At 70.3% G+C, this 13,287-nt stretch carries 11 protein-coding genes; 5 read left to right on the top strand and 6 right to left on the bottom strand.

All coding sequences use genetic code 11. The features are described 5' to 3' along the window. Nucleotides 1-165 precede the first annotated feature (165 nt). A complete protein-coding gene (locus ACIOGX_RS31720; RefSeq protein WP_401918098.1) occupies nt 166-1,236 on the bottom strand; it encodes a PAC2 family protein in 1,071 nt (356 codons plus the stop codon). A 251-nt stretch (nt 1,237-1,487) separates the two neighbouring features. Between ACIOGX_RS31720 and ACIOGX_RS31725 the strand changes: the two genes are divergently transcribed. From ACIOGX_RS31725 to ACIOGX_RS31745, 5 genes are read left to right on the top strand one after another with little or no spacing between them, the layout of a single operon-like run. Then, entirely contained in the window at nt 1,488-2,807 is a 1,320-nt protein-coding gene (locus tag ACIOGX_RS31725) for an enolase C-terminal domain-like protein (protein ID WP_401764801.1), read from the top strand. Next, nucleotides 2,804-3,598, top strand: coding sequence for an SDR family oxidoreductase (locus ACIOGX_RS31730; RefSeq protein WP_356514159.1), 795 nt, complete (start codon nt 2,804-2,806; stop codon nt 3,596-3,598). The genes ACIOGX_RS31725 and ACIOGX_RS31730 overlap by 4 nt, the downstream gene beginning before the upstream one ends. A gap of 43 nt (nt 3,599-3,641) precedes the next feature. Then, nucleotides 3,642-4,715 (top strand): sugar ABC transporter substrate-binding protein, encoded by a 1,074-nt coding sequence (locus tag ACIOGX_RS31735; RefSeq protein ID WP_356514157.1) that lies wholly within the window; start codon nt 3,642-3,644, stop codon nt 4,713-4,715. A 2-nt stretch (nt 4,716-4,717) separates the two neighbouring features. Further along, nucleotides 4,718-6,280, top strand: a complete 1,563-nt coding sequence (locus ACIOGX_RS31740; protein ID WP_401918101.1) for a sugar ABC transporter ATP-binding protein — start codon at nt 4,718-4,720, stop codon at nt 6,278-6,280. Beyond that, nucleotides 6,277-7,305: an ABC transporter permease gene (locus ACIOGX_RS31745; RefSeq protein ID WP_356514153.1), complete on the top strand. Its 1,029-nt coding sequence runs from the start codon at nt 6,277-6,279 to the stop codon at nt 7,303-7,305. Before ACIOGX_RS31740 ends, ACIOGX_RS31745 begins: the two co-directional genes overlap by 4 nt. A gap of 45 nt (nt 7,306-7,350) precedes the next feature. Here ACIOGX_RS31745 and ACIOGX_RS31750 read toward each other — a convergent pair whose 3' ends face one another. The 5 genes from ACIOGX_RS31750 to ACIOGX_RS31770 form a co-directional block, all read right to left on the bottom strand. Then, the gene (locus ACIOGX_RS31750) at nt 7,351-8,022 is read right to left on the bottom strand and encodes a FadR/GntR family transcriptional regulator (protein ID WP_356514151.1); all 672 of its coding nucleotides are present in this window, start codon (nt 8,020-8,022) and stop codon (nt 7,351-7,353) included. 135 nt (nt 8,023-8,157) lie between these two features. Beyond that, on the bottom strand, nt 8,158-9,768 hold the full coding sequence (locus ACIOGX_RS31755) for an FAD-dependent oxidoreductase (protein ID WP_401918104.1): 1,611 nt from the start codon (nt 9,766-9,768) through the stop codon (nt 8,158-8,160). Between the two features lie 54 nt (nt 9,769-9,822). Further along, nucleotides 9,823-11,373: a glycerol kinase GlpK gene (gene glpK, locus ACIOGX_RS31760; protein ID WP_356514147.1), complete on the bottom strand. Its 1,551-nt coding sequence runs from the start codon at nt 11,371-11,373 to the stop codon at nt 9,823-9,825. A gap of 37 nt (nt 11,374-11,410) precedes the next feature. Then, nucleotides 11,411-12,202: an MIP/aquaporin family protein gene (locus ACIOGX_RS31765; RefSeq protein ID WP_356514145.1), complete on the bottom strand. Its 792-nt coding sequence runs from the start codon at nt 12,200-12,202 to the stop codon at nt 11,411-11,413. A 223-nt stretch (nt 12,203-12,425) separates the two neighbouring features. Beyond that, nucleotides 12,426-13,190: an IclR family transcriptional regulator gene (locus ACIOGX_RS31770; protein ID WP_401764787.1), complete on the bottom strand. Its 765-nt coding sequence runs from the start codon at nt 13,188-13,190 to the stop codon at nt 12,426-12,428. Nucleotides 13,191-13,287 lie beyond the last annotated feature (97 nt).

The raw sequence follows: 13,287 nt of genomic DNA on the forward strand, positions 1-13,287 counted from the left end.
GGCGGTACGGGAGCGGGGCGGTGCCAGGAAGGCGCCGCCCCGCTCCCGCGTACTTCTCGTGCCGTACTTCTCGTGCCCGTACGTCCCGGTCCCGGCGCGCTGCCCCGGGCCCGGCGTACGTTCACCGTCCCGGCGCGCTGCCCCGGGCCCGGTCCGATTGTGCGCTCAGTCCTCGGCGGGACCGTCGTCCCCGGTGTCTGTGTCCCCGTCAGGACCGGTGTCCGGCCCGGGTCCCGGGCCCCGCTCGGGTCCGGGACCCTGCTCGGGGCCCTTGCCCGTGTCGGGGCCGCCGCGCGGCGGTTTCTGCGGGCGGCGGCGGCCACCCGGCGCGTCGCGCAGATACGGCGGACCCTCACCACTCTCCGAGGCATGGCTTCCCGGCCCCTGGCCGGGATCGCCGTCACGCCGGCGCAGATACCGCTCGAACTCCCGGGCGATGGCCTCGCCGGACGCCTCGGGAAGCTCCGCGGTGTCCCGCGCCTCCTCCAGCGACTGGACGTACTCCGCCACCTCGCTGTCCTCGGCGGCCAGTTGGTCCACCCCCAGCTGCCAGGCCCGTGCGTCCTCGGCCAGTTCCCCCTGCGGGATACGGAGACCGATGAGGTCCTCCAGCCGGTTGAGGAGCGCGAGCGTGGCCTTCGGGTTGGGCGGCTGCGACACATAGTGCGGTACGGCGGCCCACAGACTCACCGCGGGCACCCCCGCGTGCGTACAGGCCTCCTGGAGGATGCCGACGATGCCGGTCGGCCCCTCGTACCGGGTCTCCTCCAGGTCCATCGTCCTGGCCAGGTCCGTGTCGGAGGTGACCCCGCTGACCGGCACCGGCCGGGTGTGCGGGGTGTCGCCGAGCAGCGCGCCCAGGATGACCACCATCTCGACGCCCAGCTCATGGGCGAAGCCGAGCAGCTCGTTGCAGAACGAGCGCCAGCGCATCGACGGCTCGATCCCGCGGACCAGCACCAGATCACGGGGCTTCTCACCGCCGACCCGCACCACGGAGAGCCGGGTGGTCGGCCAGGTGATCTTCCGCAGGCCGCCCTCCAGATAGACCGTGGGCCGGTTGACCTGGAAGTCGTAGTAGTCCTCGGCGTCCAGCGCCGCGAACACCTCGCCCTTCCACTCCCGGTCCAGATGAGCCACCGCGGTGGAGGCCGCGTCGCCCGCGTCGTTCCAGCCCTCGAACGCGGCCACCATGACCGGGTCGATCAGCTCGGGAACCCCCTCGAGCTCGATCACCCAGTGCCTCCTTCCGAAGTTCCCTCTCGTACGCACCAACCTTACGGCTTCACGCCTGCCCGCCCGCAGCCCCTTGCCCGGCAGGGTGAACTTCGCCGTACCGGGGCATAGCCCAAAGAATCACGGTCCCGCACCAACGATTCATCCGAGCTGTGATCGTAATTTTCGTCCCGGCCCTGGACGATCGGGCGCCCACGGCGCTATACATCGGATGACCAAAAGAGATCCGATGTTCTTCTCAAGGGGCGTGTATGAGTCAGACCGTCACGGGATTCGAGGTTCACGACATCCGCTTCCCCACCTCGGAACAGCTCGACGGCTCCGACGCGATGAACCCCGATCCCGATTACTCGGCCGCCTATGTGGTCCTGCGTACCGACGACGGCGCGGAGGGGCACGGCCTCTGCTTCACCATCGGGCGCGGCAACGACGTCACCGCGGCCGCCATCGGGGCGCTGCGCCCCTATGTCGTCGGCCGCCCGGCCCCCCGCACCGCGGCCGATCTCGCCGCGCTCTCCACCGAACTGACCCATGACTCGCAACTGCGGTGGCTCGGCCCGGAGAAGGGCGTGATGCACATGGCGGCGGGCGCCGTCATCAACGCCGCCTGGGATCTCGCGGCGAAGAGCGCGGGCAGACCCGTCTGGGAGTTCCTCTCCGCGATGACGCCGGAAGAGATCGTCTCGCTCGTCGACTTCCGCTATCTGACCGACGCCCTCACCCCGGACGAGGCGCTGGACATCCTGCGCGCCGCGGAGCCGGGGCGCGCCGAGCGCACCGCCCGGCTGCGGGCCGAGGGTTACCCCGCGTACACCACGTCGCCCGGCTGGCTCGGCTACGACGACGCCAAACTGGTGACGCTCGCCGAGCAGGCGGTCGCCGACGGCTTCGAACAGATCAAGCTGAAGGTCGGCGGCGACCTCGACGACGACGTCCGGCGGATGAAGCTGGCCCGCGCCGCCGTCGGCCCCGGCATCCGGATCGCCGTCGACGCCAACCAGCGCTGGGACGTGTCCGAGGCGGTGCGCTGGATGTCGGCCCTCGCACCGTACGAACCGCACTGGATCGAGGAGCCGACCAGCCCCGACGACATCCTCGGCCACGCCGCCATCCGGGCCGGCCAGCCGGTCAAGGTGGCCACCGGCGAGCATGTCGCCAACCGGGTCGTCTTCAAGCAGCTGCTCCAGGCGGGCGCCGTCGACTATGTCCAGATCGACGCGGCCCGGGTCGCCGGCGTCAACGAGAACGTGGCGATCCTGCTGCTCGCGGCCAAGTTCGGCGTGCCCGTCTGCCCGCACGCGGGCGGTGTCGGGCTCTGCGAACTGGTCCAGCATCTCTCGATGTTCGACTACATCGCCGTCTCCGGCAGCCTGGAGGGCCGGGTCATCGAGTACGTCGACCATCTCCACGAGCACTTCGCCGACCCGGCGGTGGTCGTCTCCGCGCGCTATCGGGCACCGAGCGCACCGGGCTTCTCCGCCCGGATGCTCCCCGAGTCCATCGCCGCGCACACCTACCCCGACGGGCCCGTCTGGCAGGCACGTCGCACCACCGAGGAGGCCGGCGCATGACCGCCGCGGAGGCAGGAGCAGGACAGGTGCGGGACTTCGCGGGGCTCGGCGCGCTCGTGACCGGCGGCGCCTCGGGCATCGGGGCGGCCGTCGCGACCCTGCTGCTCGCGCGGGGCGCCCGGGTCGCCGTACTGGACCGCGAGACCGCCGGAGCGCCCGCGGGAACGCTGGCCCTCACCGCCGACGTCACGGACGACGCGGCGGTACGGGCGGCCGTGGACGCGGCGGCCGAGGAGTTCGGCGGGCTGCACACGGTCGTCTCCAACGCGGGGATCGGCGCCATCGGCACCGTCGCGGACAACCCCGACGAGGAGTGGTCGCGGGTCCTCGACATCAATGTCCTCGGCATGGTCCGCACCGCACGGCACGCGCTGCCCCATCTGCGCCGTACGGCCGCCGAACGGCCCGGCTGCGTCTCGATCACCCAGACCTGTTCCATCGCCGCCACCGCGGGGCTGCCGCAACGCGCCCTGTACAGCGCCAGCAAGGGCGCGGTCCTCTCGCTGACCCTGGCGATGGCCGCCGACCATGTCCGCGAGGGCATCCGCGTCAACTGCGTCAACCCCGGTACCGCCGATACGCCCTGGGTCGGCAGACTGCTCGACCAGGCCCAGGACCCCGCGGCCGAACGCGCCGCCCTCGAAGCGCGCCAGCCCACGGGGCGGCTGGTCGGCGCGGACGAGGTCGCCGCCGCCGTCGCCTATCTCGCCAGCCCGGCCGCCGCCGCCGTCACCGGCACGGCGCTCCCGGTCGACGGCGGAATGCAGGGCCTGCGCCTGCGCCCCGCCTGAGCCGTACTCACGCATGCAACAGGGACAAAGGACGGTACAAACCATGCCGCGACACCCCGTGGGGCGCCCCCCACTCCGCAGACTCCGTACGACGAGCGCCTCGGCCTGCGCCGTGCTGCTGGCCGTGACCGCCCTGGCGGGCTGCAACCGCGACCAGGGCAGCGACGCAGCCGGCGGCGGCAAGGTCGGTATCGACCTGCCGCGCAGCGACAGCGACTTCTGGAACTCCTATCAGCAGTACGTCGAGAAGGGCGTCAAGGACGGTGAGGTCGACGCGCTCTCCCTGACCAACTCGCAGAACGACATCGGCAAGCTCGTCTCCAACGTCCAGGTCTTCACCGACCAGGGCGCCAAGGCCGTCGTCATGGCCCCGCAGGACACCGGGGCGATCGCCGAGACGCTCCAGACGCTGAGCGAGAAGAAGATCCCCGTCATCAGCGTCGACACGCGGCCCGACAAGGGCGACGTCTACATGGTCGTACGGGCCGACAACCGCGCGTACGGCCAGAAGGCCTGCGAGTACCTGGGCGAGCAGCTCAAGGGCAAGGGCAAGGTCGTCGAGTTCCAGGGCGACCTCTCCTCCATCAACGGCCGTGACCGTTCGGAGGCGTTCAAGTCCTGCATGGACGAGAAGTTCCCCGGCATCCAGGTCTTCGAGCTGGCCACCGAGTGGAAGGGTGACGTGGCCTCGGCGAAGCTCCAGTCGACGCTGGCCGCCCACCCCGACATCAACGGCATCTACATGCAGGCGGGCGGCGTCTTCCTCCAGCCGACCCTGGCCCTGCTGGAGCAGAAGAAGCTCCTCAAGGCGCCCGGCGAGGCGGGGCACATCACGATCATCTCCAACGACGGCATCCCCGAGGAGCTGGACGCGATCCGGGAGGGGAAGATCGACGCCACGGTCTCCCAGCCGGCCGACCTCTACGCCAAGTACGCGCTGTACTGGGCGAAGCAGGCGCTGGCGGGCACCACGCCCAAGGAGGGGCCGACCGACCACGACTCCACGATCATCAAGATCCCGAACGGCTTCGAGGACCAGCTCCCCGCGCCGCTGGTGACCAAGGAGAACGTGGACGACCCGAAGCTCTGGGCGAACCAGCTGGAGAAGAAGAGCTAGCCATGGAACAGAAGCAGCGGGCCCCCGCCGCCGTCCACGCGGAAGGCATCGTCAAGCGCTTCGGTCCCACGGTGGCGCTCGACGGTGTCCGGCTCACCGTACGGCCCGGCGAGTCCCACGCGCTCGTCGGGCGCAACGGCGCGGGCAAATCCACCCTGGTCAGCGTGCTCACCGGGCTGCACAGGCCGGACGCGGGCGAGGTGACCTTCGGCGGCGAGCCCGCGCCCGCCTTCGGCGACACCTCGGCCTGGCAGTCCAAGGTCGCCTGTGTGTACCAGAAGTCGATGGTCGTGCCCGATCTGACCGTCGCCGAGAACCTGTTCCTCAATGACTACGGGGTGCGGGGATCCGGGGCGGGCGCGCGCCGTCTCATCAGCTGGCGGGGGCTGCGCCGGCAGGCGCGCGAACTGCTCGCCGGGTACGGGGTCGACGTCGACCCCGACGCCCGCGCCAAGGATCTCCCGGTCGAGCAGCGGCAGTTCGTCGAGATCGCGCGTGCGCTGTCCTTCGGCGCCCGGCTCATCATCCTGGACGAGCCCACGGCGCAGCTCGACGCGCGCGGTATCCAGCGGCTCTTCGACAAGCTGCGCGAACTGCGCGACCAGGGCGTGGCGTTCCTCTTCATCTCCCACCATCTCCAGGAGGTGTACGAACTGTGCACCGCCGTCACGGTCTACCGGGACGCCCGCCATGTGCTGACCGCTCCGGTCGCCGAGCTGTCCAAGGCGGAGCTGGTGACGGCGATGACCGGCGAGTCCGCGGGCACGGCCAACGCCTGGCACGCCGCGCGCGCGGACACGGCGGACGACCCGTCGGACGTCCGGGCCGCGGCGGCCGAGCCCGTACTGAAGGCCGAGGCGCTGGCGCTGGACGGCGAGTTCGAGCCGCTGGATCTCGCCGTACGGCCCGGTGAGGTGCTCGGTCTGGCCGGAGCCGCGGCCAGCGGCAACACCGCCCTCGGCGAGACGCTCGCCGGGATGCGCGCGGCGACCTCGGGACGGATATCCGTACACGGCCGTACGGTGAAGCCGGGCAGCGTTCCGCACGCGCTGGACGCGGGCATCGGCTACATCCCCGAGGACCGGCACCGCCAGGGACTCGTCCTGGACCGCAGTGTCGCCGAGAACGCCACGCTCACGGTCACCGACCAGCTCGGACCGTGGGGGACCGTACTGCCCTCGCGGACCAGGGAGTTCGCCCGGGGCATGATCGAGTCGCTGGACATCAAGACCCAGGGCCCCGAGCAGCCGGTCTCCGGGCTGTCGGGCGGCAATCAGCAGAAGGTCGTCGTCGCCCGCGCCCTGGCGCGCGGACCCAGCGCGCTGATCGCGCTGCGGCCCACCGCGGGCGTCGACGTCAAATCGAAGGACTCGCTGCTCGGCGTGGTGCGCCGGGTGGCCGACGAGGGCAGCGCGGCCGTGATCGTCTCGGACGAGCTGGACGATCTGCGGGTGTGCGACCGGGTACTCGCCCTGTTCCACGGGCGTGTGGTGGCTACGTTCGGAAGCGGGTGGACCGACCGCGAACTGGTCGCCGCCATGGAAGGTGTGGGGGAGCGGGAATGACCGAGACGATGCGTCCGCCGGTGGCCGAGAAGGCCGACGGCGCGAGCCCGCTGAACCGGATCCGGCTCATCCGGTGGAGCGACTTCTCGCTGGTGCCGGTGATCCTGGTGCTGATGGTGATCGGCTTCATCGTCTCGCCGGTCTTCCTCACCTCCAGCAATCTGATCAGCGTCGTCCAGCAGTCCTCCGAGCTGAGCCTGCTCGTGCTCGGCCAGGCGCTGATCCTGATCTGCGGCCGGATGGACCTGTCGCTGGAGTCGACGATCGGGATCGCGCCGGTCATCGCCATGTGGCTGGTACTGCCCTCGGACGGCGGCCGGTTCGCCGGACTCGACCTGCTGCCGGTCTGGATGGCCATCCCGGCCTGTCTGCTGGTCGGCATGGCCATCGGCGTGGTCAACGGCTTCCTGATGCTGAAGCTGCGCGTCAACGGCTTCATCGCCACGCTCGGCATGCTCACGATGCTGCGCGGACTCCACATCGGCATCACCGAGGGCAAGTCGATCACCGATGTCCCGGAGTCCTTCCGGTACTTGGGCAAGACCGACTGGCTGGGCGCCCCCGCCGCCGTCTGGATCTGTCTGGCGCTCTTCGCGATCGGCGGCGCGGCCCTCGCCTGGCTGCGGCACGGCCGTTCGCTGTACGCCATCGGCGGCAACCCGGAGGCGGCCCGCGCCGCCGGGATCCGGGTGGACCGGATCACCTGGATCGTGCTCGCCATCGGCGGACTGCTCGCGGCCTTCGCGGGCATCCTCTACACCGGCCACTACGGCTCGGTCGCGGCCACCCAGGGCAACGGCTGGATCTTCCAGGTCTTCGCCGCCGCGGTGATCGGAGGCATCAGCCTGAAGGGCGGGCGCGGCACGCTCTTCGGGGCGCTGACCGGGGTGCTGACCCTTCAGCTGGTGGTCAATGTGATGACCCTCGGGGGTGTGCCCGCGCTCTGGAACCAGTTCCTGAACGGCGCGATCATCATCGTCGCGCTGGTCATCTCTCGTTTCGCGAGCGGCGAGAAGCAGGACTGACCGCCCCAGGGGGCCCGCCTTCCGAGGCGGGCCCCGTGCGGAACCTCAGAGCGTGGACCGCAGCCACATCTCCACGCTCGCGATATGGACCGTCGCCCAGGACCGGGCCGCTTCGGCGTCCCGGTCCCTGAGCGCGGCCAGGATCGCCCGGTGCTCGTGGAGCGTCCGGCTGACCGCGTCCTCCTGGGTCAGCCCGCGCCAGATCCTGGCCCGGGTCGTCGGCCCGGAGAGCCCGTCCAGGAGCGAGCAGAGCACCGAGTTGCCCGACGACTGCACGATCCCCCGGTGGAACTCCAGATCGGCGGCGACCAGCTGCTCCACCGAGGGCCGCTCTCCCAGGGCGTCCAACTGGCCGCTCAGCACGTCGAGTTCGGCCTCGGTTATCCGGGCGCTCGCCATCGCGGTCGCGGCCGGCTCCAGGATGCGCCGTACGGCCAGGAACTCCAGCACCGTGTCGTCCCGGTGGAAGTCCACGACAAAGCTGAGCGCTTCCAGCAGCAGCTGGGGATCGAGGCTGGTGACGTACGTGCCGTCGCCCTGCCGTACGTCGAGGATGCGGATCAGCGACAGGGCGCGCACCGCCTCGCGCAGTGAGTTGCGGGACAGTCCCAGCTCGGCGGCGAGTTCGCTCTCCTTGGGGAGGCGGTCTCCCGGGCGCAGCGCGCCGGAGACGATCATTCCCTTGATCTTCTCGATGGCCTCGTCGGTGACAGCCATGGGCGACCTCCATACATCCGATGTATCGGCTCCCATTATGCGTCCCCGAACGCCGAGGAGGGGCACTCCCCGGCAGGGAGTGCCCCTCCATTCGTACGGATGTGCCCGCGGCCCCGTGTTCCGGCCGCGCGCGTCTCAGCCCCGTTCGCGGAGCAGCGCCTCGACCCGGGACCGGATGTCCTCCGTGTCCAGGCCGCGGATCGTCAGCGTCGTACGGCGGCGCAGTACGTCGTCCACGGTCTCGGCCCACTCGTGGTCCCGGGCGTAGACGACCTGGGCCCAGATCTCCGGGGCGTCCGGGTGGATCCGCTCGCTCAGCGCCGGGTACTCGTTCGCCAGCCGCACGATGTCGAAGGCCAGCGAGCCGTAGTGGGTGGCGAGATGGCGGGCGGTGTCCACCGCCATCGACGGCCCCGTACCGCCGCCGTCGATCAGCAGCCGGTGGGCGACCGCGTTCGGGCTGGCGATACCGGGCAGCGGCAGCTTCTTCGGCAGCCGGGAGACGGGCTCCATGCCCTGGCCGAGCGGATGGCCCGGCAGGGACTCCAGCTTGGCGAGCACCGTACGGCCGATATGCCGGAAGGTCGTCCACTTGCCGCCGGCGACCGACAGCATGCCGCCGCGGCCCTCGGTCACCACCGTCTCGCGCTTGGCCTTGGAGGTGTCGCCGGGACCGCCGGGCAGCACCCGCAGACCCGCGAAGGAGTAGGTGATCAGATCGCGGCTCAGCTGCTGGTCGCGGACCGAGAAGGCCGCCTCGTCCAGGATCTGGTGGATGTCCTTCTCGTTGACCGCGACATCCCCCGGCTCGCCCTCGTACTCCTCGTCCGTGGTGCCGAGCAGCAGCATGTCCTCCCAGGGCAGGGCGAAGGTGATGCGGTACTTGTCTATCGGGGTCGCGAGCGCGGCCTTCCACGGGGCGGTGCGCCTGAGCACCAGATGCGCGCCCTTGGAGAGCCGGATGGAGGGCGCCGCGTCCGGGTTCTCCATCTTCCGCAGATGGTCGACCCAGGGGCCGGTGGCGTTGAGTACGAGCCTGGCGTCGACGCCGAACTCCGTCCCGTCCATCCGGTCCCTGAGGTCGGCGCCGGTCACCCGCCCGTGGGTGAAGCGCAGTCCGGTGACCTCGGCGTGGTTGAGGACGGTGGCGCCCGAGTCGACGGCGGCGCGGACCGTCATCAGCGCCATCCGCGCGTCGTTCATCTGGTCGTCCCCGTAGACGGCGACGGCCTTCAGATTGTCCGTACGCAGCTCGGGCACGGCCCGCCGCGCCTTGGCCGGGCTGATCACATGGCCGACGCCGTCACCGAACGCGGAGAGCGCGGAGTAGGCGAAGACGCCCGCGCCGAGCTTGGCCGCGCCGTGCGGTCCGCCCTTGTAGACCGGCAGATAGAAGGTGAGCGGGTTGGCCAGATGCGGTGCCACCTGCCGGGACACCGCACGGCGCTCGAAGTGGTTCTCCGCCACCAGCTTCACCGCGCCGGTCTGCAGATAGCGCAGCCCGCCGTGGAGCAGCTTCGAGGAGGCGGACGAGGTGGCGCCGGCGAAGTCGCCACCGTCCACCAGGGCCACCCGCAGTCCCGACTGGGAGGCATGCCAGGCGGTGGAGATGCCCAGAATGCCGCCGCCGATCACCAGGAGGTCGTACGTCGCGTTGGACAGTTGATCCCGGGTCTCGGCGCGGGTCGGCAGGGAACCGCCGGCCGGGTGCGTCCCCAGGGCGGGAACGCGCTGCAGGGTGCTCATTCTTCACTCCTCTTCGGATCTCACCGGCTCACCGGCGAGGCGGCTGACGGTCGGTCAGCTGTCGTCGTCGTCGAGCCAGCCCATGGTGCGCTCGACGGCCTTGAGCCAGTTCTTGTACTCACGGTCGCGGGTGTCCGCGTCCATCCGGGGCGTCCACTCGGCGGCCCTGCGCCAGTTGGCGCGCAGCGCGTCGGTGTCCGGCCAGAAGCCCACGGCCAGTCCCGCGGCGTAGGCGGCGCCGAGGCAGGTGGTCTCGGCGACCATCGGGCGCACCACGGGTGCGTCGAGGACGTCGGCGAGGGTCTGCATCAGCAGGTTGTTGGAGGTCATCCCGCCGTCGACCTTCAGCGAGGTCAGCTCGACGCCGGAGTCCTTGGTCATGGCGTCGCTGATCTCGCGGGTCTGCCAGGCCGTGGCCTCCAGCACCGCGCGGGCGATGTGCGCCTTGGTGACATAGCCGGTCAGTCCGGCGATCACCCCGCGGGCGTCGGGGCGCCAGTGCGGGGCGAAGAGACCGGAGAACGCGGGGACGAAGTACGCGCCGCCGTTGTCCTCGACCGACGACGCCAGGGTCTCGATCTCGGCCGCGGAGTTGATCAGGCCCATCTGGTCGCGCATCCACTGCACCAGCGAGCCGGTGACGGCGATGGAGCCCTCCAGCGCGTACACCGCCTGCTGGTCCCCGATGCGGTAGCCGACGGTCGTCAGCAGGCCGTTGTACGAGTTGACCGGCTTGTGCGCGGTGTTCATCAGCATGAAGGTGCCGGTGCCGTACGTCGACTTGGCCTCGCCCTCGGCGAAACACGTCTGGCCGAACAGCGCCGCCTGCTGGTCACCGAGCGCGGAGGCGACCGGGATGCCGTCCAGGGCACCGCCCTTGGCGTTCCCGTACACCTCGGCGGAGGAGCGGATCTCCGGCAGGATCGCGGCCGGGACCGCCATCGAGTCCAGGATCTTCGGGTCCCACGCCATGGTGTGCAGATTCATCAGCATCGTGCGGGAGGCGTTGGTGACGTCCGTGACATGCACCCCGCCGTCGGTGCCGCCGGTCAGATTCCAGATGACCCAGGAATCCATCGTGCCGAAGAGGATCTCGCCGCGCTCGGCGCGCTCGCGCAGGCCCTCGACGTTGTCGAGCAGCCAGCGGGCCTTCGGCCCCGCGAAGTAGCTCGCGAGCGGCAGGCCGGTCTCGCGGCGGAAGCGGTCCTGGCCGACGTTGCGGCCCAGTTCACGGCAGAGCGCGTCGGTGCGGGTGTCCTGCCAGACGATGGCGTTGTGGACGGGCTCACCGGTGTTCTTGTCCCAGAGGAGGGTGGTCTCGCGCTGGTTGGTGATGCCGATCGCCTTGACGTCGGCGGAGGTGATGCCCGCCTTCTCGATCGCCCGCGCCACGACTTCCTGGACGTTCGTCCAGATCTCCTTGGCGTTGTGTTCCACCCAGCCGGGCCGGGGAAAGATCTGCTCGTGCTCCTTCTGGTCGACCGCGACGATCCGGCCGTCCCGGTCGAAGACGATGCAGCGGCTGGAGGTGGTGCCCTGGTCGATGGCCGCGATGAACGGCCCCGTTCCGTGGGAGGACGTTCCGGTGGTGGTGGTGTCGCTCACGGTGTCTGCTCCTGTTCGATGCGGGGGTGGAGGGGGCTTACACGAGGGCCCAGTTGTAGTAACCGCCCGCCAGCGCGCCGCCGATCAGAGGCGCGACCACCGGGATCCAGGCGTACGTCCAGTCGGAGCCGCCCTTGTTCGGCAGCGGCAGGAGCGCGTGCACGATACGCGGGCCGAGGTCCCGGGCCGGGTTGATGGCGTACCCGGTGGGGCCGCCCAGCGAGAGACCGATGGCCACCACGACGAAGGAGGTGATCAGGACACCGAGCGTGCCGAGGCCGTTGCCCGAGTTGTTCAGGCCCTGCGTGAGGATCGCGATGACCAGGACGAATGTGCCGATGATCTCCGTGAGCACGTTCTGCAGGACGTTACGGACCTCGGGTCCGGTGGAGAAGACGCCGAGCACCGGCCCCGCCTTGGGCGCCGCCTTCTGGTCCACGAGCCCCTCGACCGCGGGCTGTGCCGCGAGGATCTCCGGGTCGGTCAGATGAGCCTTGAACTGGCCCAGGTAGGCCACCCAGACCAGGAAGGCGCCGATCATCGCGCCCAGCAGCTGGGAGCCGATGTAGAGCGGGACATCGCCCCACTTGACGCCGCCCTCGATCGCCAGACCGAGCGTGAGCGCCGGGTTGAGCAGAGCGCCGGAGAAGGGGGCCGACACATACGCGCCGACCATGACGGCGAAGCCCCAGCCGAAGCTGATGGCGAGCCAGCCCGCGTTCTGAGCCTTGGAACGCTTGAGAACGACGCCTGCGACCACGCCGCCACCGAGGAGGATCAGCAGGGCGGTGCCCGTGACCTCACCTATGAAGATGTCGAAGTTGGACACCCGAGACTCCTTCGTCCAGGGAAAGACAAACCGCCGGCTCATACCAGTGGTCCGCGCCCTCGGGCGAGGGCTACCGGCCCTTGGCGTTGTCACACACTAACTTGTATTGCCGGTAAGTGTTCGACAATGCCGACCGTTGAACGGCAGTTTTGTCCTGTGGTGCAGCGTCGTCAAGGGTTCAGTGACCGAAACCTCGATCAGTACCGATGATCCGGCATGCGGTTCAAAACCGCCCGGCGCCGATGTCCCTGGAGACCGCGCGGGCGCATTCGCGGACCGCCGCGACCAGCTCGGAGCGCAGTTCGCCGGCCGGGCAGAGCCGCTCGACCGCGCCGGTGATGGCGATGGCGCCGACCGGCATCCGCCGCCGGTCGTGAATGGGGGCGGCCACCGCGGCCACGCCCTCCCAGGTCTCCTCTATGTCCGCGGCCCAGCCGCGCGCCCGGGTCAGGTCCAGCACCGACTCGAACTCCGCCAACCCGGTGATGGTCCGCGGGGTGAAATCCGTACGGTCGCCCTCCACCGCCTCGCTGTGCGCCACCGGGTCGTACGCCGAGAGCACCTTCCCGAGCGCGGTGGAGTGCAGCGGCTGCATGGCCCCCACCTCGAGCACCTGCCGGCTGTCGTCCGGGCGGAAGACATGGTGGACGATCAGGACGCCCTGCTGGTGCACGACCCCCAGATGGACGCTCTCGCCGCTGGACCTGGCCAGGTCGTCCGTCCACACCAGGGCGCGCGAGCGCAGCTCGTGCACGTCCAGATAGCTGTTGCCGAGGCGCAGCAGCTCGGCCCCCAGCTGATAGCGGCCCGAGGCGGCGTCCTGTTCGACGAAGCCCTCCGCCTGGAGTGTGCGCAGGATGCCGTGCGCGGTGCCCTTGGCCAGCCCGACCGAGGAGGCGATCTCGGACAGGCCGAGCCGGCGCTCGCCGCCCGCGAGCAGCCGCAGCATCGCCGCCGCCCGTTCCAGCGACTGGATGTTCTTCGCCATCGGACCCGGACCTCCACTACGTTCGACAATGCTGAACACTATCGGTCGATGCCGACCTTCTCTCTCCATCGAGAGGATCTGTCAAGACCGCGCGCCC

This window comes from Streptomyces sp. NPDC088147, assembly GCF_044741565.1.
Classification (GTDB): Bacteria; Actinomycetota; Actinomycetes; order Streptomycetales; family Streptomycetaceae; genus Streptomyces.

Excerpts from the sequence above, each read along its gene's own strand:
- ACIOGX_RS31740 (WP_401918101.1), top strand. The coding sequence starts at position 4,718 with ATGGAACAGAAGCAGCGGGCCCCCGCCGCCGTCCACGCGGAAGGCATC.
- ACIOGX_RS31755 (WP_401918104.1), bottom strand. The coding sequence starts at position 9,768 with ATGAGCACCCTGCAGCGCGTTCCCGCCCTGGGGACGCACCCGGCCGGC.
- ACIOGX_RS31750 (WP_356514151.1), bottom strand. The coding sequence starts at position 8,022 with ATGGCTGTCACCGACGAGGCCATCGAGAAGATCAAGGGAATGATCGTC.
- ACIOGX_RS31745 (WP_356514153.1), top strand. The coding sequence starts at position 6,277 with ATGACCGAGACGATGCGTCCGCCGGTGGCCGAGAAGGCCGACGGCGCG.
- ACIOGX_RS31730 (WP_356514159.1), top strand. The coding sequence starts at position 2,804 with ATGACCGCCGCGGAGGCAGGAGCAGGACAGGTGCGGGACTTCGCGGGG.
- ACIOGX_RS31770 (WP_401764787.1), bottom strand. The coding sequence starts at position 13,190 with ATGGCGAAGAACATCCAGTCGCTGGAACGGGCGGCGGCGATGCTGCGG.
- ACIOGX_RS31725 (WP_401764801.1), top strand. The coding sequence starts at position 1,488 with ATGAGTCAGACCGTCACGGGATTCGAGGTTCACGACATCCGCTTCCCC.
- ACIOGX_RS31735 (WP_356514157.1), top strand. The coding sequence starts at position 3,642 with ATGCCGCGACACCCCGTGGGGCGCCCCCCACTCCGCAGACTCCGTACG.